The organism is Gandjariella thermophila, from assembly GCF_005405885.1.
GTDB classification, from domain to species: Bacteria; Actinomycetota; Actinomycetes; order Mycobacteriales; family Pseudonocardiaceae; genus Gandjariella; species Gandjariella thermophila.
In genome coordinates, this window is sequence record NZ_BJFL01000006.1 from 166,072 (window position 1) to 186,462 (window position 20,391).

General features: G+C 73.6%; 19 protein-coding genes and 1 riboswitch. Of the genes, 11 read left to right on the plus strand and 8 right to left on the minus strand.

The window, feature by feature from the left end:
• Positions 1-87: 87 nt before the first annotated feature.
• From FFT21_RS09150 to FFT21_RS09165, 4 genes are all read left to right on the plus strand, one after another.
• A complete protein-coding gene (locus tag FFT21_RS09150; protein WP_137813346.1) occupies positions 88-327 on the plus strand; it encodes a hypothetical protein in 240 nt (79 codons plus the stop codon).
• Between the two features lie 299 nt (positions 328-626).
• Positions 627-1,235, plus strand: coding sequence for an RNA polymerase sigma factor (locus tag FFT21_RS09155; protein ID WP_137813347.1), 609 nt, complete (start codon positions 627-629; stop codon positions 1,233-1,235).
• 53 nt (positions 1,236-1,288) lie between these two features.
• Positions 1,289-1,747: a carboxypeptidase regulatory-like domain-containing protein gene (locus FFT21_RS09160; RefSeq protein ID WP_137813412.1), complete on the plus strand. Its 459-nt coding sequence runs from the start codon at positions 1,289-1,291 to the stop codon at positions 1,745-1,747.
• A 75-nt stretch (positions 1,748-1,822) separates the two neighbouring features.
• Positions 1,823-4,495, plus strand: coding sequence for a CHAT domain-containing protein (locus FFT21_RS09165; protein WP_137813348.1), 2,673 nt, complete (start codon positions 1,823-1,825; stop codon positions 4,493-4,495).
• Positions 4,496-4,559: 64 nt separating this feature from the next.
• Here FFT21_RS09165 and groL read toward each other — a convergent pair whose 3' ends face one another.
• From groL to FFT21_RS09185, 4 genes are all read right to left on the minus strand, one after another.
• Positions 4,560-6,182 carry a chaperonin GroEL gene (groL, locus tag FFT21_RS09170; protein ID WP_137813349.1) on the minus strand — a complete coding sequence of 541 codons (1,623 nt, stop codon included), beginning with the start codon at positions 6,180-6,182 and terminating at the stop codon, positions 4,560-4,562.
• Between the two features lie 241 nt (positions 6,183-6,423).
• On the minus strand, positions 6,424-7,674 hold the full coding sequence (locus tag FFT21_RS09175) for a serine/threonine-protein kinase (RefSeq protein ID WP_137813350.1): 1,251 nt from the start codon (positions 7,672-7,674) through the stop codon (positions 6,424-6,426).
• Positions 7,675-7,796: 122 nt separating this feature from the next.
• On the minus strand, positions 7,797-8,000 hold the full coding sequence (locus FFT21_RS09180) for a cold-shock protein (protein ID WP_137813351.1): 204 nt from the start codon (positions 7,998-8,000) through the stop codon (positions 7,797-7,799).
• 160 nt (positions 8,001-8,160) lie between these two features.
• The gene (locus tag FFT21_RS09185; RefSeq protein WP_137813352.1) at positions 8,161-8,835 is read right to left on the minus strand and encodes a TIGR00266 family protein; all 675 of its coding nucleotides are present in this window, start codon (positions 8,833-8,835) and stop codon (positions 8,161-8,163) included.
• Positions 8,836-8,941: 106 nt separating this feature from the next.
• Here FFT21_RS09185 and moeA point away from each other — a divergent pair, with 106 nt between their 5' ends.
• From moeA to FFT21_RS09205, 4 genes are all read left to right on the plus strand, one after another.
• On the plus strand, positions 8,942-10,171 hold the full coding sequence (gene moeA, locus FFT21_RS09190; protein WP_225978242.1) for a molybdopterin molybdotransferase MoeA: 1,230 nt from the start codon (positions 8,942-8,944) through the stop codon (positions 10,169-10,171).
• A 465-nt stretch (positions 10,172-10,636) separates the two neighbouring features.
• Positions 10,637-11,371, plus strand: a complete 735-nt coding sequence (locus FFT21_RS09195) for a phosphatidylserine decarboxylase (protein ID WP_137813353.1) — start codon at positions 10,637-10,639, stop codon at positions 11,369-11,371.
• Between the two features lie 2 nt (positions 11,372-11,373).
• Positions 11,374-12,381, plus strand: coding sequence for a CDP-diacylglycerol--serine O-phosphatidyltransferase (pssA, locus tag FFT21_RS09200; RefSeq protein WP_137813354.1), 1,008 nt, complete (start codon positions 11,374-11,376; stop codon positions 12,379-12,381).
• A gap of 70 nt (positions 12,382-12,451) precedes the next feature.
• On the plus strand, positions 12,452-14,659 hold the full coding sequence (locus tag FFT21_RS09205) for an AAA family ATPase (RefSeq protein ID WP_137813355.1): 2,208 nt from the start codon (positions 12,452-12,454) through the stop codon (positions 14,657-14,659).
• An 18-nt stretch (positions 14,660-14,677) separates the two neighbouring features.
• On the opposite strand, the gene FFT21_RS09210 is transcribed toward FFT21_RS09205, so the two are convergent.
• The gene (locus tag FFT21_RS09210) at positions 14,678-15,292 is read right to left on the minus strand and encodes a LytR C-terminal domain-containing protein (RefSeq protein WP_137813356.1); all 615 of its coding nucleotides are present in this window, start codon (positions 15,290-15,292) and stop codon (positions 14,678-14,680) included.
• Complete coding sequence (locus tag FFT21_RS09215) at positions 15,289-15,585, minus strand: DUF3263 domain-containing protein (protein WP_137813357.1); 297 nt, start codon at positions 15,583-15,585, stop codon at positions 15,289-15,291. Before FFT21_RS09215 ends, FFT21_RS09210 begins: the two co-directional genes overlap by 4 nt.
• Positions 15,586-15,722: 137 nt before the next feature.
• Between FFT21_RS09215 and FFT21_RS09220 the strand changes: the two genes are divergently transcribed.
• Positions 15,723-16,298 carry a peptide deformylase gene (locus FFT21_RS09220; protein WP_137813358.1) on the plus strand — a complete coding sequence of 192 codons (576 nt, stop codon included), beginning with the start codon at positions 15,723-15,725 and terminating at the stop codon, positions 16,296-16,298.
• Positions 16,299-16,397: 99 nt separating this feature from the next.
• Here the strand turns inward: FFT21_RS09220 and FFT21_RS09225 are convergent, their stop codons facing one another.
• Complete coding sequence (locus FFT21_RS09225; protein ID WP_137813359.1) at positions 16,398-17,045, minus strand: hypothetical protein; 648 nt, start codon at positions 17,043-17,045, stop codon at positions 16,398-16,400.
• A 148-nt stretch (positions 17,046-17,193) separates the two neighbouring features.
• Positions 17,194-17,325: riboswitch (TPP riboswitch) on the plus strand.
• Between FFT21_RS09225 and thiC the strand changes: the two genes are divergently transcribed.
• Positions 17,319-18,968 carry a phosphomethylpyrimidine synthase ThiC gene (gene thiC, locus FFT21_RS09230; RefSeq protein WP_137813360.1) on the plus strand — a complete coding sequence of 550 codons (1,650 nt, stop codon included), beginning with the start codon at positions 17,319-17,321 and terminating at the stop codon, positions 18,966-18,968. It overlaps the preceding riboswitch by 7 nt.
• Positions 18,969-18,971: 3 nt before the next feature.
• Positions 18,972-19,820, plus strand: coding sequence for a bifunctional hydroxymethylpyrimidine kinase/phosphomethylpyrimidine kinase (gene thiD, locus FFT21_RS09235; protein WP_137813361.1), 849 nt, complete (start codon positions 18,972-18,974; stop codon positions 19,818-19,820).
• Positions 19,821-19,884: 64 nt separating this feature from the next.
• Here thiD and FFT21_RS09240 read toward each other — a convergent pair whose 3' ends face one another.
• A complete protein-coding gene (locus tag FFT21_RS09240) occupies positions 19,885-20,337 on the minus strand; it encodes a MarR family winged helix-turn-helix transcriptional regulator (protein WP_225978243.1) in 453 nt (150 codons plus the stop codon).
• Between the last annotated feature and the right edge of the window lie 54 nt (positions 20,338-20,391).

The window sequence follows — 20,391 nt, forward strand, 5'->3', positions numbered from 1 at the left end:
GGCATCACCCGTTTGTGGCACCGACGCGGTGTTGGGTGCGTCACACGGGTGCTCGTCCTTGCAGTCAACCTGAGGAGGGGGACGGACGTGAGCAGGCCCACCAGCGAGGAGATCGGCGAGTTCGAGGAGGAGTTCATCGGTGCGGCGGCCGCCACCGTGACCGCACCGGACCCGGCCGAGACCGTGGCCGGGGAGCACCCCTTCGAGACCACCCAGCCCAGCCCGGAACCACCGGCGGAGCAACCGGCACCGGCCAAGCCGGACCCGGAGCCGTTCCGCCCGATGGGCGGCATGCCCGATCCGTTCAGCCCGCCGCCGTCGAAGTAGCCGGGGGCGCACGCACCGCGACGTCCGGGGGCAAGCGGAGCAGGCCGAATGGAGCAGGAGGCCGGGGAACACCCCGGCCTCCTGCTCCATTCGAGTGAATTCCGGTGGTCCCCGGTATCCGCGCCGCTCGCTGGTCCTCATCTGACCAGGAACGAACGGCACGGTTTCGGGAAAAGGTGAGGAAACCGTTGCTGACCACCGCAGCGACTGGGGGCAGGATTCCGTGGAGTCTTTCCACGCGCGCGGCGACGATCCCGGCGCGCGTTGCCGACTTGCGACGGGATTCGGGGGTGGAGCCGATGACTGGACGGCCGACCGCCAGCGCCAGCCCGCACTGGGCCGAGCTGACCGGACATGACCGGCACGCGGCGTGCCTGCTCGCCGCGCGGGCGGGTGATCGGGAGGCCCTGGACGCGCTGGTCGTCGAGCTCACCCCGCTGGTCTGGCATGTGGCGCGCGGCCAGGGCCTGGGCCGCACGGAAGCCGAGGACGTCGTGCAGACCGTGTGGCTGAACCTGCTGCGGAACCTGCACAAGGTCTCCGAGCCGAAGGCCCTGGCCGGCTGGCTGATCACCACGACCCGCCGAGCGGCCCGCCGGGGCAACGGCCCCACCGCGGACCGGGAGGAGCCGCTGACCGACGACGCGGCCGCGATGGTGCCCACCGAGCAGGGGCTGCCCGAGCCGGAGGCGGTGCGCAACGACCGGGACCGCCGGCTGTGGAGCGCCTTCCGCCAGCTCCCGCAACGCTGCCAGGAGTTGCTGCGGCTCACCGTGCTCGCCGGCCGCGCGGAGTACCGCGCGGTCGCCGAGGCGCTGCGGATGCCTCGCGGCAGCATCGGCCCCACCCGGGGCCGCTGCCTGAACCTGCTCCGCAGCCTGTTCGCGACCGAAGGAGGCTCGCCGTGACCCCGACCGACCGCCCTACCGGGTGGGACAACGGGGACGTGTCCCCGACGAACATGTCGGGGGCGGACGCCCAACTGCTCGCCGAGCTGGACGAGCTACTCGACATCGCCGACCCGGTGCCGGCCGACCTCGTCGACCGGGTCAGGTTCGCCATCGACTTGGAGAACCTGGACGTCGAGGTGGCCCGGTGGGAACGAAGTGACGAACTCGCCGGGGTGCGGAGCAAAGGCCGGCCGAGCACGATCACCTTCACCGTGGAGGACCTGACCGTGATGGTCAGTCTCAGCCCGGGCGTCGGCGGCTACCGGTTCGACGGCTGGCTGGTACCCGGCGGGCCGCACACCATCGAGGTCCGCGTGGACGGCCACGGCTCCACCAGCACCGCCGCCGACGAGGGTGGCCGCTTCGCGCTGACCGACGTCCCCCGCGGGCTCACCCAGATCCTGGTGCACCTCGCCGCGCCCGTCGGCCAACTGGTCCGCACGGTGGCCACGCCGACGATCGTGCTCTGATCCTTCCCGGCGCGCAGACACCCGGGTGCACAACCCGGCGGCACGGCGTTCGGCGGCTGTGGTGACATAGATCCCATGCCTGGCGCGCCCACTGTTCGACCGAAGCGAGTACCCGGTGCGCAGGTCGAACCGGCCAGGCTGGTCGCCCGCGCCGCAGAACTGCAGCGCGCCGCGCGGGCCGCCGCGGCGGCGTTCCGGCCCAGCGAGGCGGTCCGGCTGCTGAACCGGGCATTACGCACCCTCGACCGGGCCGCCGGCGGCCAGCCACCTCCCGAGGAGCAGACCGCGCTCCGCGTCCGGATCCTGGTCGGCCTGGCCTACGTCGAGGCGGAGACGCGCAATCTCGATGCCGGGCTGGCCCGCCTGCGCACGGCGCAGGAGTTGCTGTCCGGTCTCGGCGGCGAGCGGCAGCATCTCGCGCTGCAGGGCATGGTGCACAGCCAGCACGGCATCATGCTGGGCCGGGCGGGGCGGTTCGACGACGGCATCCGGGCGCTTGACGACGCGGTCGCCGTCATGGAACTCGCGGTGGCGCGGGACGCCGCCGACCCTGGCGCACTGGGCACCGTGCTGATCAACCGCGGGTTGATGCACACGGCCGCCGGACATCCCGGGCTCGCCGCTCGTGACCTGCACCGCTGCGTCGACATCGCCGGCTCGGCGCAGCCGCCCGCCGCGGCGCCGAGCACCGACCAGCTTCCGATCATCGCCGCCAAGGCACACCACAACCTGGGCGCGCTGGCACTGCGCGTCGGGGACGTACCCAAGGCGCTGCGGTACTACGAGGAGGCCGGCGAGCTGTTCCGCGAGCTATCCCCCAGCTTCCTGCCCAAGCTGCGGATGGACCAGGCCGAGGCGCTGCTCGCGGCCGGCCTCGCCGAGGAGGCGGCCAGGCACCTGGACGAGGCGCTGCCGGAGATGCGCCGGCACCGGGACCACCAGAATCTGGCGGAGGCGGAGGCGTTCCGGGCGGCCGCCGCGCTGATCGACGACGAGCCCGCGCTGGCCAGGAAGCTGGCGACCTCGGCGCGGCGCCGGTTCCTCCGCCGCGGCAACCGGGCCTGGGCCGCGATCGCCGCGCTGACCAGGCTGCGCGCCGAGGCGAAGGCGCCGCTGGAGCGCGGCAGGGTGCCGGCCACCCTGCCGCAACGGGCCCAGTCGCTGGCCGAGGAACTGGCCGCGCTGCGCCTGATCGACGAGTCCGCAGTGGCCACCATGCTGGCGCTGCGGATGGAGCTGCGCCGCGACGCGGTGGACACGGCGAGCCGGCTGCTCGACGCGGTGCCCGCGCCGCGCCGGGTGACCCCGACCGACCACCGGATGCTGCTGCGGCTGTGCCGCGCCGAACTGGCCGTGGCCCGTGGCGACCGCCGCGCGGCGTTCGCCCAGGCCAGAGCGGGCCTGGCCGAGCTGGGCCGGGTGCGGGACCGGATGGGCGGGCTGGAACTGGTGTGCGGCACCGCCGTGCACGGGCGGGAACTTGGCGAGCTCGCGGTGCGGCTGGTGCTGGACGGCCCGGTCACCTCGGGCACGGCGCGGCGGCTGTTCACCTGGCTGGAGCGGACCAGGGCGCAGGTCTACCGGTACGAGCCGCTGCCGCCGATCGACGACCCGGTGCTCGCCGAACGGGTCGGCGAGTACCGGCACCTGAGCCGGGCGCTGCAGGAGGCCCGCCGGGACGGCGCCCCGGTCGGCGAACTCGCGGCCCGGCACGCCGCGCTGCAGCGTGAGGTGATGCGGCTGGGCTGGCGGGACGGGCCGTGGGGCCGACCGCGGCCGGTGGCCCGGCTGACCGACGTCGCCGAGCGGCTGGATGGCCGTGCACTAGTCAGCTTCGCCACCTCGGGCCAGGAGATGGTGGCCGTCGTGGTCGTCGACGGTCGGGCCCGGCTGGTCCGGCTCGGCGGGATGACCGGCGCGGTGGCGGCGGCCAGGGAACTGCACGCCGACCTGGACGCGCTGGCCCCGGACCACCTGCCCGCGCCGCTGGTCGAGACGGTGTCCGCGTCGGCGCGGCGCCGGGCCGAGCGGCTGGACGCGCAGCTCGTCCGGCCGCTGGCACCGATCGTCGGCGACCGGGAGCTGGTCGTGGTGCCCACCGGGGCGCTGTACGCGGTGGCCTGGGGCGCGCTGCCGTCGCTGCGCGGTCGGCCGGTGGTGGTGGCCCCGTCCGCCACGGCGTGGCTGGCAGCGGCAACCGCACGGCCGGCGGGTGGCCGCGCGGTGCTGGTCGGCGGGCCGGGGCTGCCCGCGGCGCTGGGCGAGGTCGGCCGGCTGCGCGCGCACCGGCCGGACGCGGAACTGATCGACGTGGGCCGGGCCACGGTGGGCACGGTGCTGAAGGCGCTGGACGGCGCGGGACTGGCGCACCTCGCCGCGCACGGCGCGCACGAGCCGGAGAACGCGCTGTTCTCCCGGCTGGAACTGACCGACGGGGCGCTGTTCGCGCACGAGACCGCGCGGCTGCGCCGGCCACCCGAGCACGTCGTGCTGGCCGCCTGCGAGCTGGCGCTCAGCCGCATCCGCCCTGGCGACGAGGCACTCGGCTTCGCCGGGGCGCTGCTCGCCGCGGGCGGGCGGACGGTGACCGCGGCGACCACCAGGGTCGGCGACGAGGCCGCGGCCGCCGCCATGGCCGACTACCACCGGCTGCTGGCCACCGGACGGGCGCCGGCCGCGGCGCTCGCCGAGGCCACCGCGGCCAACCCGCTGCGCCGGCCGTTCGTCTGCCTCGGCGCCAGCGGGTAGGTCCGGAACAGCCCGAGGGCCGGCCCGCGGGAGCGGACCGGCCCTCGGCTGGCGTCAGCGCGGATCAGAAGTCCATGTCGCCGCCGGCGCCAGGGGCGGCCGGGGCCTTCTCCTTCTCCGGCTTGTCGGCCACCACGGCCTCGGTGGTGAGGAACAGGGCCGCGATCGACGCCGCGTTCTGCAGCGCGGACCGGGTCACCTTGGCCGGGTCGATGATGCCGGCCGCGATGAGGTCCTTGTACTCCCCGGTGCCCGCGTCCAGGCCCTCGCCCGCCTTGAGGCCCTTGACCCGCTCGACCACGACGCCGCCCTCGAAGCCGGCGTTCACCGCGATCTGCTTGAGCGGAGCCTCGACGGCGATCTTGACGATGTTGGCCCCGGTGGCCTCGTCGCCGTCGAGCTTCAGGCTGGCGAAGGCGGCCTCGGCGGCCTGCAGCAGGGCCACGCCACCACCGGCGACGATGCCCTCCTCCACGGCGGCCTTGGCGTTGCGCACCGCGTCCTCGATGCGGTGCTTGCGCTCCTTCAGCTCGACCTCGGTCGCCGCACCGGCCTTGATCACGGCCACGCCGCCGGCCAGCTTGGCCAGCCGCTCCTGCAGCTTCTCCCGGTCGTAGTCGGAGTCGCTCTTGTCGATCTCGGCGCGGATCTGGTTGACCCGGCCCTGGATCTGCTCGGCGTCGCCGGCGCCCTCGACGATGGTGGTCTCGTCCCGCGTGACGACGACCTTGCGGGCCTTGCCCAGCAGGGACAGGTCGGCGTTCTCCAGCTTGAGGCCGACGTCCTCGCTGATCACCTGACCACCGGTGAGGATGGCCATGTCCTGCAGCATCGCCTTGCGGCGGTCACCGAAGCCCGGAGCCTTGACGGCGACCGACTTGAAGGTGCCGCGGATCTTGTTGACCACCAGGGTGGCCAGCGCCTCGCCCTCGACATCCTCGGCGATGATGGCCAGCGGCTTGCCGGTCTGCATGACCTTCTCCAGCAGCGGGAGCAGGTCCTTCACCGAGGAGATCTTGGAGCCGAACAGCAGGATGTACGGGTCGTCGAGGACGGCCTCCATCCGCTCGGCGTCGGTGACGAAGTAGCCCGAGATGTAGCCCTTGTCGAAGCGCATACCCTCGGTGAGCTCCAGCTCCAGGCCGAGAGTATTGCTCTCCTCGACGGTGATGACGCCTTCCTTGCCGACCTTGTCCATCGCCTCGGCGATCAGCTCACCGATGGTGGAGTCGGCCGCGGAGATGGACGCGGTGGCGGCGACCTGCTCCTTGGTCTCGACCTCCTTGGCGTTCTTGAGCAGCTGCTCGGCGACCGCCTCGGTGGCCTTCTCGATGCCCCGCTTCAGGGCCATCGGGTTGGCGCCCGCCGCCACGTTGCGCAGGCCCTCGCGAACCAGGGCCTGAGCCAGCACGGTGGCCGTCGTGGTGCCGTCGCCAGCGACGTCGTCCGTCTTCTTGGCGACCTCCTTGACCAGCTCGGCCCCGATCTTCTCCCACGGGTCCTCGAGCTCGATCTCCTTGGCGATGGAGACGCCGTCGTTGGTGATGGTCGGCGCGCCCCACTTCTTCTCGAGCACGACGTTGCGGCCCTTCGGGCCGAGCGTCACCTTGACGGCGTCGGCGAGGGTGTTCATGCCGCGCTCGAGACCGCGGCGGGCGTCCTCGTCGAACGCGATCATCTTGGCCATTGCGGTGTGGTCCTCCGGAAGTGGACACCGCAGACCCCTGTCGGCGCCTGCGGTTTAAGGACACGTGCTCGGCCAGGCGCGGTGCCCGCGACGGACGACCGGCTCCAGGAGTCCCCAGGGACCGGCCTCACCGTCCCGACCTTGACAGGTGCGGCCCGGGCGGGTCACACCTGGCACTCGGAGGGTCCGAGTGCCAATGTCGTGTTTAGCACTCGACCCCGGAGAGTGCAAGACGACCCGGCTAGCGCGAAGTGACCACGTGCGGGTTGGTGGGCAACTGGTTTCCGCCGCCCGGACCGACCGCCACGCTGCTCCCCGGAGCGCCGGTGGGCGTGCCGCCGCCCGCGCCGCTCCCGCTTCCCCCGCTGGCGAACACGATCACCAGGACCACGATCACCACCACCGCGGCCGCGGCCACCAGCACCGGCACCAGCCAGCGGGACGTTCCCTCCCGGTCCCGGGTGAAGGTGGCCGACGACCCCACCGGAACCGGCGGGCGCAGCCGCACCGGCTCGGCCGGCGGCTGGGGCGCCGCGGGCGACGGGTACCCGGCGGCGGGCCGGTAGGGCGCCGGCGCGGGCGGCCGGGGATACCCGCCGGTGGCCGGGGCGGCGTCGACGGAGGTCTCCCGGCGGGCCGGCGGCGGGCTGCCCGGCCTCGCCACCGGGGCCAGCGCGGTGCGCGCCGCGTTGACCATCTCCTGGCAGGTGGCGTACCGCTGGTTCGGGTCCTTGGCCATGCCCCGGCGGACCACCTCGTCAATCGCCGGCGGCAGCACCACGTAGGAGGTGACCGCGGGGATCTGCGCGCCCAGGTGGCCCTGGATCACCTCGGGCACGCTGCCCCGGTACGGCGGCCGGCCGGTCAGGCAGGCGAACAGCACGCAGGTGAGCGCGTACAGGTCGGTGCGGCCGTCCACCGGCTCGCCGCGCAGGTGCTCGGGCGCGGCGTAGGTGGGCGAGCCGAGGAAGTCGCCGCCGCGGGTGCGGTGGCCGGTGGCGCCGCGCCGGGTGAGCCCGAAGTCGGCGAGGTAGACGTGCTCGCCGGCGGCCTCCCGGGTGGTCACCAGCACGTTCGCCGGCTTGACGTCCAGGTGCACCAGGCCGTCGCCGTGCACGGTGTCCAGCGCGTCGGCGACCTGGCCGAGCAGCGCGAGCGCGCGGGCCGGCGAGATCGGCCCGTCCTTGATCAGGCTGGCCAGGTCGGAGCCGTCCACCAGCCGCATGGCGATGTAGAGCAGCCCGTCGACCTCGCCGAAGTCGTACAGCGGCACGACGTGCGAGTGGTCCACCGCCGAGGTGTTGCGCGCCTCGTCCACGAACCGCTCGCGGAACTCCGGGTCCTCGGTGAGGTGCTCGGCGATCACCTTGAGCGCCACCTTGCGCCCCAGCCGGACGTCGGTCGCCCGGTACATCACGCTCATGCCGCCACGGCCAAGCACGCCGTCGATGCGGTAGTGACCAAGGCGTCGCCCGGTGAGGTCCTCCGACACGAGAGCGCAGCCTAACGGTCGCAGCCGGAGGTCCGCTTTCCCTACGGGACAACGACCCCGCGGCCGGACGAGCGGCGGCCCGGCGATCCAGCGGATCGCCGGGCCGTCACGCAGCTAAGCCTTCAGACCTTGCGGACCTCCGCGGCCTGGCTACGGCCGTCGCGGCCGGCTTGCACCTCGAACTCCACCCGGTCCCCCTCGACGAGGGTGCGGAAGCCGTCCATCATGATCGCCGAGTAATGAACGAAGACGTCCGGCCCGCCATCGGTGGCGATGAAGCCGTACCCCTTTTCCGAGTTGAACCACTTGACCGTGCCGACTGCCACGGCGTCCTCCTTGATATGTAGCGCACGGCGCCCTGGAGCACCGCTTGGAGCGTCCGCCACGCTACCGGAGAAAACGACCTCCGCCACCCTGTTCCGCGACGCGAATGTCCGTGCCGTCGCTCGGATGTGGCCCATTCCGCCCCGGTGATCAGGCCGGCGCTCAGCCCCGCTGGCCGAGGCCGTTGGCGCCCAGCCAGTGGACCATCCCGAGTGGGTTGCGGGTCTGGGTGAGCACGATGCCCGGCCCAGCGAAGTCGAAGACCAGCCCCTCGCCGGTGCGCACCGACTGGTGGCCGCCCTGGCTGACCGCCCGCAGCCGGGTCTGCATGGCGTCGGCGAAGGCGACCACGTGACCGGGCTGCACGGTGATGAACTCGCCGGCCCGCAGGGTGACCACGTCCAGCGCGCCGTAGCAGGCCAGCACCGCCGCGCCGGTGCCGCCGAGGTGGGTGAGGAAGCCGTCGTCGGAGCCGAGCAGCACGCGGAACCCCGGCCACTGGGTATCCAGCCGGGCGGTGCCCGCGGAGGCCAGCCAGGCGTTGCGGGCCACGCACCAGCCCGCCGTGCCGTCGAGTTCCAGTACGTGCAGGTCGCCGGGCAGGCTCGGGGCGACGTCCACCCAGCCGCCCTCGGCGGGTGCGGTGAACACCGCGGCCGGCGGCGGGTTGTTGCTGCGGGTCAACGACTTGAGCAGGCCGCTGCGCGGTTTGCTCTCGATGGAGATGCCGTAGCTGGTGGCCAGCATCGCGCCCGGCTCGACCTGCACCGGCTCGGCCGGGGCAAGGAGCAGCCGGGCCACCCCGAACCCCGGCGTGTGGCGGGTGCGGACCTGCACGCTTCCTCCTCCACTCCTCCGCAGGTTCCCGCGCCTGCGGCCCCGGGGTGGGAGTCTGTCACGGCCAGTTGGCCGCCACGCCGTCCTGCCGAGGGAGGATGCACCCGTGTCGAACTCGTCACGGACCAGCCAGCAGCCGTTGATCAGCGTGGCCGAGCACCGGGCCACGGTGGCCGGGCTGCTCGGCCGGACGCCCGCCGTCCGGCTACCGCTCGCCGACTGCCTCGGCCTCGCCCTGGCCGAGGACCTGACCGCGCCCATCCCGCTGCCCTCGTTCGACAACTCGGCGATGGACGGGTACGCGGTGCGCTCTGTGGACGTGGCGGGCGCCAGCCAGGACCGGCCCGTCGAGCTGCCGGTGGCCGAGGACGTGCCGGCCGGCCGCACCGACCTGGTGCCGCTGCAGCCCGGCACCGCGCACCGGATCATGACCGGTGCGCCGGTGCCGCCCGGTGCGGATGCCGTGGTGCCGGTCGAGCACACGGACGCCGGCACGGAGCGGGTGCGGTTCCTCTCCGCCGCCGCGCCCGGTCGCAACGTGCGCAAGGCCGGCGAGGACGTGACCGAGGGCGCCACCGTGCTCGCCGCCGGCACCGAGCTTGGTCCGGCGCAGCTCGGCCTGGCCGCCGCCGTGGGCAGGGCCGAGCTGGCGGTGCACCGCCGCCCGAGGGTGCTGGTCCTGTCCACCGGCTCCGAGCTGGTCGAGCCGGGCGCCCGGCTACAGCCGGGGCAGATCTACGAGTCCAACGGGATCATGCTGGCCGCCGCGGTGCGCGAGGCCGGTGGCGAGGCCGAGTTGCTCCGCTTCGTGCCGGACGACGTGGCCGAGTTCCGTGCCGCCCTCTCCCCCCGTTTGTCCACTGTGGACCTCGTGCTCACCTCCGGCGGGGTGAGCGCGGGCGCGTACGAGGTGGTCAAGGACGCGCTCGCGGAGCACGGCGTGCGGTTCACCAAGGTTGCCGTGCAGCCGGGCATGCCGCAGGGCGCCGGGCGCTACCTCGGGGTACCGGTGGTGACGCTGCCGGGCAACCCGGTCAGCTCGCACGTGTCCTTCGAGGTGTTCGTCCGCCCGGCGCTGCGGGCCGCCGCCGGGCACGCCCAGCCGCACCGGCCACGGCTGTCCGCCGAGTTGGCCGAGGCGGTGCGCTCGCCGCGGGGGAGGCGGCAGTACCTGCGCGGCGACCACGATCCCGCCACCGGGCGAGTTCGTCCGGTCGGCGGGCCGGGCTCGCACCTGCTCGGCTCGCTCGCCGTGGCGAACTGCCTGATCGAGATTCCGGAGCAGGTCACGGAACTGCCACAGGGCTCGACCGTGGGCGTGGTTCCGCTGCGTTGATCGGTGAGGGTCGCGGTCACATGTGGGTGACCCCTAGGCTCTACCCGGTCCCAGCCGCCGGATCGCGCGAATCACCGGCACCATGGCCACCAGCAGCACAGAGTGACGAGATGTGAGCGCTGGCTCACGGTCCGCCATTGATTACTGACTGTGACATGGGTTACACTTCGCTTCTCACCGCGGTGACAAAGGCATTCCACGTCGGGAGGATGCCGTGACCGTCCCGCGACGAGCTTCCGCGTGGCCGGGCGCCGTACCGGTCGCGCCGGGGCCGTCGGCCGATCGGTGGGGCGCGAGGAGCTGGGCGCCCGGCCGGTGCGTGCGCCGTCGGGGGGCGCACGGGCCGGCCGGGGCAGCCCCGTTCGGCCGGTGCCCACGCGGGCGCAACGCACCCTGGTCGCCACGTGGCGTAGCGTGTGCCGCACATCGACGCCACATCACGAAAGACCAACGGATCACGACCCGATGACCGCCGACCGCGAGCGCCGCTCCGGCGCCTTCCTCCCCCATCTGATCGAACTGGCCCGCGAGACGGTGCCCCCCATGCACCCCGCCGGCCGTCCGTTCGTCCTGGCCGGCGCCATCGCCTCCGTACTGCTGCGCCGCCTCTGGCGCCCCGCCGGGCTGGCCGGCTGGCTGGTCACCGCGTGGTGCGCGTGGTTCTTCCGCGAGCCGGCCCGGATCGCGCCGAGCCGGCCAGGGGTCGCCGTGGCGCCCGCGGACGGCACCGTGTCCCAGGTCGCCGAGGCCGTGCCGCCCGCGGAGCTGGGCCTTCCGGCCACCCCGATGCTCCGGGTCAGCGTGTTCCTGTCCATCTTCGACGTGCACGTGCAGCGCGCTCCCGCCGAGGGTGAGGTGCGCCGGATCTCCTACCGGCCGGGGAAGTTCCTCTCCGCCGACCTGGACAAGGCCAGCGAGGACAACGAGCGCAACGCCCTGCTGCTGCGCACCGTGGACGGGCACGACTTGGTCTGTGTACAGATCGCCGGCCTGGTGGCCCGGCGGATCGTGTGCTCGGTTGGCGAGGGCGAGAAGGTCGGCGTCGGGCAGACCTACGGGCTGATCCGCTTCGGCTCCCGCGTCGACCTCTACCTGCCCACCGGCAGCCGGGTCCTGGTCGAGCCCGGCCAGCGCACCGTCGGCGGGGAGACGGTGCTCGCCGAGCTGCCCGCGGCCGGCCCGAGCGGGACGGGAGGCTGAGCATGACGCGCGGCGCACCTCCCGGTGTTCGGCTGCTGCCCAACGCGATCACGGTGCTCGCGCTGTGCGCGGGGCTGTCCGCCGTGCAGTTCGCGCTGAACGGGGACCCGGTGGGCGCCGTGGCGGCCATCGCCGTGGCCGCGGTGCTGGACGGCCTGGACGGCCGGCTCGCCCGCCTGCTGGACGCCACCAGCAGGTTGGGTGCCGAGCTCGACTCGCTGTCCGACGCGGTGTCCTTCGGCGTCGCGCCGGCCCTGGTGCTCTACGTGTGGGGGTTGCACGGCTACCGCACCGGCTGGGTGGTCGCGCTGGTGTTCGCGGTGTGCATGGTGCTCCGGCTGGCCCGGTTCAACACCCTGCTGGACGACGACAGCCAGCCGCCGTTCGCCAAGGAGTTCTTCATCGGCGTGCCCGCGCCGGCCGGTGCGCTGCTGGCGTTGCTGCCCCTGGTGGTCACGCTGCAGGTCGGCCGGGGCTGGTGGTCGGCGCCGGTGACGGTGTCGGTCTGGACGATCGGTGTGGCCGCACTGCTGATCAGCCGGGTGCACACGCTGTCGCTGAAGACGATCCGGGTGGGGCCGCGGGCGATGGCGCCGCTGCTGGTGCTGGTCGCCCTGCTCGCCGCGGCGGTGATCACCTATCCGCTGGGCGCGCTTTCCGTGGCGATGCTCGGCTACCTGCTGCACCTGCCGTACGGGGCGTACCGGTACCGGTGGCTGGCCAGGCACCCGGAGGCGTGGGACGTGCCGCCGAGCCAGCGGCGGGCGATCCGCCGGGCGCACGGCGCGCGCCGGCTGAGCCTGCGGCCGCCGCTGCGCCGCCGGGTGGCCGGCGCGGCCCGCCGCGCGGTGCGGCTGCCCCGGCGCGGTGGGCACACCGCCCGGCAGCCGGACACCGGTCGGGTGCTGGAGATCTACCCGCCGGCCGGCGAGCCGCACAACCGCCCGCCACAGGGCCGGGACCGGCGCCGCTCGTGGCCGCCGATCGGCCTGCGCCGCGGCCAGCGCTGAGTCCCGCGCCCGGCGCGCGGCCACCGAGAAGCTGCTCGGCGGTTGAGCAGGACCTCCTAGGCTGGGCAGCGTGATCAGGCTGACCACCCGGCTGACCCCGTCCGCGCTGGACACCCGGCGCGGCATCGTCCGGCTGCACCGCGAGGTGCTGGACGCACTGGGGCTGCGGCCCTGGGACGCGGTCCGGCTCACCGGCGCCCGGGTGAGCGCCGCGATCGCCGCGGCCGCGGACGGCGGTGCGCCGGGCGTCGTGCTGGTGGACGACCTGACCCTGTCCAACCTGGGGATCGCCGAGGGCGCCGAGGTGGTCGTCGCGCCGGTGGAGGTCGCCCCGGCCCGCGCGGTAACCGTCGCGGGATCGCGGCTGGCCAGTGCGTCCGTGCCGCCGGAGACGCTGCGGCTCGCGCTGATCGGCAAGGTGCTCACCCCCGGGGACGCGGTGTCCCTGCTGCCGCAGGACGTGGCACCCCCGCCCGGGGCCGACGCGTCGGAGGCCCGCAGCCGGCTCGCCTCGGCCATCGGGCTGACCTGGACCAACGAGCTGCTCACCGTGACGGCGACCGACCCGGACGGGCCGGTCGCGGTGCAGCCGTCCACCGTGGTCGGCTGGCGGGACGGGGCGCGCACCGGGGACACCCCGCGGACCCCGACCCGGACTCCGACCCCGGCACCGGCACCCGCTCCGGTCGAGCCGCCGGCCGCGCCGCCGGTCACCGATCTGGTGGGCCAGCAGGACGCGGTGCGCCGGCTGACCGAGTGGCTGGAACTGACCTTCCGCCGCCCGGACCTGCTGGCCCGGCTCGGCGCCACGCCCCGGCTGGCCGCACTGGTCAGCGGGCCGGAGGGGGTGGGCAAGGCGACCCTGGTGCGGGCCGTGGCGCGGGAGGTCACCGCGGAACTGGTCGAGGTGGCCGCGCCGAGCGTCGCCGCGCTGGAAGCCGGCGCCGCGGCCCGGCGGGTACACGAGGCGATCGCCACCGCGACGGCCGCCGCCCAGCGCGGCGGGGCGAGCGTGCTGCTGGTCACCGACGTGGACGCGCTGCTGCCGGCGGGCGACCCGCCGCCGGTGGCCACCGTCGCGCTGGACGAGCTGCGCTCGGCGGTGGCCACCGCGGGGCTCGCGCTGGTCGTCACCAGCGCCCGTCCCGAAGCCGTCGACCCGCGGCTGCGCGCCCCCGACCTCGTCGACCGGGAGCTGGTGCTGCCCGCCCCGGACACCGCCACCCGCACCGAGCTGCTCCGGGTGCTGCTCGCCGAGGTGCCGCTGGAGTCCGATGTGGACCTTGGCCGGATCGCCGACCGGACGCCCGGGTTCGTCGCCGCCGACCTGGCCGCGCTGCGCCGGGAGGCGGCGGTGCGGGCGGCGCTGCGCCAGCGGGACGCCGACGAGCCCCGGGTGGGCCAGCGCGACCTGCTCGGCGCGCTGGACACCGTCCGGCCGCTTTCGATGTCCACTTCGGACATCCTCAGGGTGGGCGGGCTGACCCTGGACGACGTCGGCGACATGGCCGAGGTGAAGCAGGCGCTCACCGAGGCGGTGCTGTGGCCGCTGTCCTATCCGGACTCCTTCGCCCGGCTCGGCGTGGAACCGCCGCGCGGGGTGCTCATGTACGGGCCGCCCGGCTGCGGCAAGACGTTTCTGGTGCGCGCGCTGGCCGGCAGCGGGCGGCTCAACGTGCTTTCGGTGAAGGGCGCCGAGCTGCTGGACAAGTGGGTCGGCGAGTCGGAGCGAGCGGTGCGCGAGCTGTTCGCCCGCGCCAGGCAGGCCGCGCCGACGCTGGTGTTCCTGGACGAGGTGGACGCGCTGGCCCCACGCCGCGGCCAGTCCGCCGACTCCGGGGTGGCCGACCGGGTGGTCGCCGCGCTGCTCACCGAGCTGGACGGGGTGGAGCCGATGCGCGACGTGGTGGTGCTCGCCGCCACCAACCGGCCGGAGCTGGTCGACCCGGCGTTGCTGCGCCCCGGCCGGCTGGAGCGGCTGGTGTACGTGCCGCCGCCGGACGCCGCCGCGCGGGCGGAGATCCTGCGCGCCGCGGCCCGCAACACGCCACTGGCCGGGGACGTGGACCTCGCCGCGGTGGCCGAGGAGCTGGACGGGTACTCGGCGGCGGACTGCGCGGCGCTGGTCCGGGAGGCGGCGCTGACCGCGATGCGGGCCTCGCTGGACGCCACCGAGGTCACCGCGGACAACCTGGCCGCCGCGCGGCGGGCGGTGCGGCCGTCGCTGGATCCGGCCCAGCTCGCCGCGCTGGCCGGGTACGCGGCGGCCGCGCGGTGACGCGCCACTCGGCCGCCGCTATTTGTCGGCGGCGACGCCCTTGTAGTCGTTGGTGACGATCATGATGATCCCGTCGGGCAGGTTGCGGATGCCCTCGAACCGGGGCTCGTAGCGGGCCTGGAAGCGCTCGGCGAGCTGCTTGGCCGCTTCCACCTCCGGCGTGCCCGGCCGGAAGTACACCGTGGTGGTGGGCACGTTCTGGGCGCCGTAGTTGCCCACCTCGACCACGTTCCAGCCGTCCGCCCGAAGATCGTCGGCGGCTCGGTTGGCCAGGCCCTTGATGGTGCTGTTGTTCAGCACCCGCACCGGGGTGCCGGTGATGCCCTGGCCGGCCGGCGGGGCGGACGGGGCGCCGCTCGCGCCCGGGGCGGGCGGCGGCTGGTTCGGCGCGGAGCTGGTGCCCGTCGGCGGCGGGGCGGTGATGGTCGCGGGCGGCCCGCTGCTGGCCGGCGCACCGCCGGTGGGGCTCGCGGTCGCACTGCCGCTCGCCGGGCCGCCGGCCTGCGGGTTGCCGCCGCCGGGGGCGAAGAGGCTGACCAGGCCGAGCACGAAGGCGGCGCCGGCGACACCGAGCAGGGTCAGCCCGGCGACGCGGGCGGGGCGGTAGGGGCTGGACGGGTCCACGGGACTCACTTCGGCTCGATGCCCAGCCGGCGTGCCGCCCTGGCCTTCTGCCTACCCGTTCGCAGCCGCCGCAGCCGCTTGACGAGCATCGGGTCGGACTGCAGCGCGGCCGGCTTCTCCAGCAACGCGTTCAGCACCTGGTAGTAGCGCGTCGGCGACATGGCGAACGACTCGCGGATGGCCTGCTCCTTGGCTCCCTGGTACTTCCACCACTTGCGCTCGAAGGCAAGCACTTCCAGCTCGCGACTGGTCAGACCAACCGCCGGCGGTTCCGCCGGTTCCAGGGCCTCTGCGGCGTCCATCTGGCTCCTAGCCTCACGGTCCGGTTCCCTGCGGCACGCAGCAACCACATCCGTGTGATTCCCGGGGATCATTACATCACGCGCCGGTGCGCCCGCGACGGCGATCGGGCGGCGCGTCCGGGCTAGGGTCTCGAGGCATGGCAGTCCATCCGATCCGGATCGTGGGTGACCCGGTGCTCGCCACCCCGACCCGCAAAGTCGAGCGGTTCGACGACGACCTGCGCACCCTGGTGGCGGACATGTTCGACACCCTGGCCGCCGCCAACGGCGTCGGGCTGGCGGCCAACCAGATCGGCGTCGACCTCCGGCTGTTCGTCTACGACTGCCCGGACTCCCAGGGCGTGCGGCAGCGCGGCGTGGTGGTCAACCCGGTGCTGGAGACCTCGGAGATCCCGGAGACCATGCCGCACCCCGACGACGACCTCGAGGGTTGCCTGTCCGTGCCGGGCGAGGTGTTCCCCACCGGCCGCGCGGACTGGGCCAGGGTGACCGGGACCGACGCGGACGGCCAGCCGGTCACCGTGGAGGGCACCGGTTTCCTGGCCCGCTGCCTGCAGCACGAGACCGACCATCTGGACGGGTACCTCTACCTGAGCCGGTTGATCGGCCGGAACGCCCGCGAGGCGAAGCGGATGGTCAAGCGCAACGGCTGGGGCGTGCCCGGCCTGTCCTGGGACCCGGCCACCGCCAGGGATCCGTTCGCGGAGGACTGATCCGCCGGCCCGGCCCCCCGGTGATCTTCGCCGCGCTGACTCCGTCATTCGCCCACCGTAGATCGCGCCTCCGACAGAAACGCCGGTCCGGCCGGAACGTCAGGAGGAGCGGCGCCAGGGCAGGAACGGCAGCGCGGCCAGTTCCGGGTAGCTGCGGCACTCCGCCAGCGCGTCGTAGCCGCCGGCGAGCAGGTGCGCCTTGATCCGCCGCGCCTCTCCGGCCTCGGTGGACTCGCCCACCAGCAGGAACGGCAGCAGCAGCCGGTAGGTCTGCACGGTGGTCGGCCGGTGCCGGGCCTCCGCGCGCAGCACCGCACGGCTCACCCGCAGCTCGTGCTCGTTGCCGGTCATGGCGCCCGGGTAGCCCTGGTGATCCCACTCCCAGCGGCGCTCGTCCGCCATGGTGCACGGCACGCAGTCCCGGTGGCCGGTGCCCAGTTCCGCGCCGCAGGCCGCGCACTCCAGCAGGCTCATCGCCCAGTCCGTGCACGTCCACGGGTGGCGGCCGACCTCGTCGGCGAGCACCGCCTCGGCCAGTTCGCGCTCGTCGCCCCCTCCGGGCACGACCCCCTCCCCGGCCAGCAACGCCTGCCAGTCGACCAGCCAGAACTGGTCGACCAGCTCGGTGCACACCACGCAGGACGGGTAACTTCGGCCGGCCAGCACGGCGCAGGACGGGCACGACCGGACCTCGGCCGGTCGGGGCACCCGACGAGCACCTGGTGGGAACGCCTGGACCGCTGCCACGCGAGCACGGTACGCGAACCCGCGCCCGGATCGGTGGCGTGCCACGTCCACCGAACGTGCCGCGAGCACCCGTGGTAGGTGGACGCCGACGTGCGAGTGATCGGCGTTGGCACCCTCAGCCGAACGTGGTTATGGTCGCGGGGACAACTACACACCCCGCGGGAGCTCGCACCAGAGCGGGCTGAGAGGGCGGCTGGTGTCGGTCATCACCGACCCGGTGCCGCCGACCGCCTGAACCTGACCGGGTAATGCCGGCGTAGGGAGGAATGCGCCGTGACGGCTCTTGACGACCGCTCCGTCCGTCCCACCGTGACCACCGGGCCGATCACCGGATCGCGCAAGGTGTACCAGGACGTCGGCGACGGGCTGCGGGTTCCGTTCCGCAGGGTCGACCTCACCAACGGCGAGCACTTCGACATCTACGACACCTCCGGGCCGTACACCGACGCGGACGCCACCATCGACATCCACAGTGGACTGCCGAAGCTGCGTGCGGAGTGGATCGCCGCGCGGGAGCCGGTGAACGGCGCGGTGACCCAACTGGCCTACGCCAAGGCGGGCACGATCACCCCGGAGATGCGGTTCATCGCCGCCCGCGAGGGCGTCGACCCGGAGTTCGTCCGCTCCGAGGTGGCCAGGGGCCGGGCGGTGATCCCGGCGAACCGGCTGCATCCGGAAACCGAGCCGATGATCATCGGCAAGAACTTCCTCGTGAAGATCAACGCCAACATCGGCAACTCCGCGATCAAGTCCTCCATCGAGGACGAGGTGGAGAAGATGGTGTGGGCGACCCGGTGGGGCGCGGACACCGTGATGGATCTCTCCACCGGCAAGCGGATCCACGAGACGCGGGAGTGGATCCTGCGCAACTCGCCGGTGCCGATCGGCACGGTGCCGATCTACCAGGCGCTGGAAAAGGTCGGCGACGACCCGGCCAAGCTGTCCTGGGAGGTCTACCGGGACACCGTGATCGAGCAGTGCGAGCAGGGCGTGGACTACATGACCGTGCACGCCGGCGTGCTGCTCCGGTACGTGCCGCTGACCACCAACCGGGTCACCGGGATCGTCTCCCGCGGCGGGTCCATCATGGCGGCCTGGTGCCTGGCGCACCACCAGGAGAGCTTCCTCTACACCCACTTCGAGGAACTCTGCGAGATCCTGCGGACGTATGACGTGACCTTCTCGCTGGGTGACGGCCTGCGGCCGGGGTCGACGGCGGACGCCAACGACGAGGCCCAGCTGGCCGAGCTGCGCACGCTCGGCGAGCTGACCAGGATCGCCCGCGAGCACGACGTGCAGGTGATGATCGAGGGCCCCGGCCACGTGCCAATGCACAAGATCGCGGAGAACATGCGGCTGGAGGAGGAATGGTGCGACGAGGCGCCGTTCTACACCCTCGGGCCGCTGGCCACCGACATCGCGCCGGCATACGACCACATCACCTCGGCGATCGGCGCCGCGCAGATCGCCTGGAACGGCACGGCGATGCTGTGCTATGTCACGCCCAAGGAGCACCTGGGCCTGCCCAACCGGGACGACGTGAAGACCGGCGTGATCACTTACAAGATCGCCGCGCACGCCGCCGACCTGGCCAAGGGGCACCCGCGGGCGCACGAGTGGGACGACGCGCTGTCCAAGGCGCGGTTCGAGTTCCGCTGGGTGGACCAGTTCAACCTGTCGCTGGACCCGGACACCGCGCGGGCGTACCACGACGAGACGCTGCCCGCCGAGCCCGCCAAGACCGCGCACTTCTGCTCCATGTGCGGGCCGAAGTTCTGCTCCATGAAGATCACTCAGGACGTGCGGCGGTACGCCGAGGAGCGCGGCCTGTCCACGGTGGAGGCCATCGAGACCGGGATGCGGGAGAAGTCGCAGGAGTTCCGCGAGCACGGCGAGCAGATCTACCTGCCGATGGCGGAGTAGACGATGGCTTCGCTGGTTCCGGCGCCCGGGGTGACCCCGCCCCGGGCGCTCACCATCGCCGGCTCCGACTCCGGTGGCGGCGCCGGGTTGCAGGCCGACCTGCGCACCTTTGCCTGCTGCGGGGTGCACGGGATGACCGCGGTCACCGCGGTGACCGTGCAGAACTCCGTGGGGGTGAGCGGTTTCACCGAGATGCCGGCCGACGTGGTCGCCGCCCAGATCCGGGCGGTGGCCACCGACATCGGCGTGGACGCGGCGAAGACCGGCATGCTCGCGTCGACGGAGATCATCTCCGCGGTGGCGGACGCCTGCGACGCCGTGGGCATCGGCGGCTCGGATGCGACGCCGTTCGTGGTGGATCCGGTCGCGGCGTCCATGCACGGCGACCCGTTGCTGCACTCCGACGCCCTGGACGCGCTGCGCGGGTTGCTGTTCCCGCGGGCCACGTTGGTCACCCCGAACCTGGACGAGGTGCGGCTGCTGGTCGGCGTCGACGTCACCGAGCCGTCGGGGCTGCGTAAGGCGGCCAGGGCCGTGCACGAGCTGGGTCCCCGCTGGGTGCTCATCAAGGCCGGTCATCTGGCCGGTGCGCCCGACTGCGTGGACGTGCTCTACGACGGCTCGGAGTTCGTCGAGCTACCCGGGCCTCGGGTGGACACGGCGCACACGCACGGCGGTGGGGACACGCTCGCCTCGGCGATCACCTCGGCGCTGGCCCATGGCATGGACCTGGTCGACGCGGTGCGGTTCGGCAAGCGGTTCGTGCTGCGGGCGGTGCGCGAGTCCTACCCGCTCGGCGCCGGTGTCGGCCCGGTGTCGCCGCTGTGGCGCATCTCGCCGGAGCGCGTTTGACGCTGGCCGGGGTTGGAGCGGCGTTGTGCCACCCCAACACGCGGACAAACCCCGCCAGCGCCGCTCAGGAACTCGACCCTTCCTCGCCGATCAGTCTCTCGAGCGCGGGAAGCGCCGCGATCAGTGCGAGGCGTTCCTCGTCGCTGAGCCGCTCCATTCGTCGTTGAAGCTCCTGGATCCGGCTGGAGCGCACACCCGAGATCATGCGTTCGCCGTCCGGGGTTGCCGAGGCCAGCCACGCGCGGCCGTCCACCGGGTCCGGCTCCCGCCGGGCATATCCCGCCTCCACCAGCCCGGCCACGATCCGGGACAGGGTGGGCGGCGCGACGCTCTCCTTGCTGGCGAGGTCACCGAGCCGCATCGGACCGCACGCGACCAGTGTGGCCAGCGCGGACAGCATTCCGTGGCCCATGCCGGGCGCGCCGGCCCTGCGCAGGGACCGGAACAACCGCCCAACCGCCAGGTAGACCCGGCCAGCGGCCTCCTGCACCTGGGCTTCCGTCGTCGGAGCTGACACCTTGCCCTCGCCTCCCACTGCACCCGGCCCGCGCCGCGGGCGTGCTCCTTCCAT

What these genes read in the sequence shown, in the direction of transcription:
- FFT21_RS09195 (WP_137813353.1), top strand. Translation starts at nt 10,637, where the DNA reads ATGACCGCCGACCGCGAGCGCCGCTCCGGCGCCTTCCTCCCCCATCTG.
- groL (WP_137813349.1), bottom strand. Translation starts at nt 6,182, where the DNA reads ATGGCCAAGATGATCGCGTTCGACGAGGACGCCCGCCGCGGTCTCGAG.
- pssA (WP_137813354.1), top strand. Translation starts at nt 11,374, where the DNA reads ATGACGCGCGGCGCACCTCCCGGTGTTCGGCTGCTGCCCAACGCGATC.
- FFT21_RS09165 (WP_137813348.1), top strand. Translation starts at nt 1,823, where the DNA reads ATGCCTGGCGCGCCCACTGTTCGACCGAAGCGAGTACCCGGTGCGCAG.
- FFT21_RS09160 (WP_137813412.1), top strand. Translation starts at nt 1,289, where the DNA reads ATGTCGGGGGCGGACGCCCAACTGCTCGCCGAGCTGGACGAGCTACTC.
- FFT21_RS09155 (WP_137813347.1), top strand. Translation starts at nt 627, where the DNA reads ATGACTGGACGGCCGACCGCCAGCGCCAGCCCGCACTGGGCCGAGCTG.
- FFT21_RS09220 (WP_137813358.1), top strand. Translation starts at nt 15,723, where the DNA reads ATGGCAGTCCATCCGATCCGGATCGTGGGTGACCCGGTGCTCGCCACC.
- FFT21_RS09215 (WP_137813357.1), bottom strand. Translation starts at nt 15,585, where the DNA reads ATGGACGCCGCAGAGGCCCTGGAACCGGCGGAACCGCCGGCGGTTGGT.
- thiD (WP_137813361.1), top strand. Translation starts at nt 18,972, where the DNA reads ATGGCTTCGCTGGTTCCGGCGCCCGGGGTGACCCCGCCCCGGGCGCTC.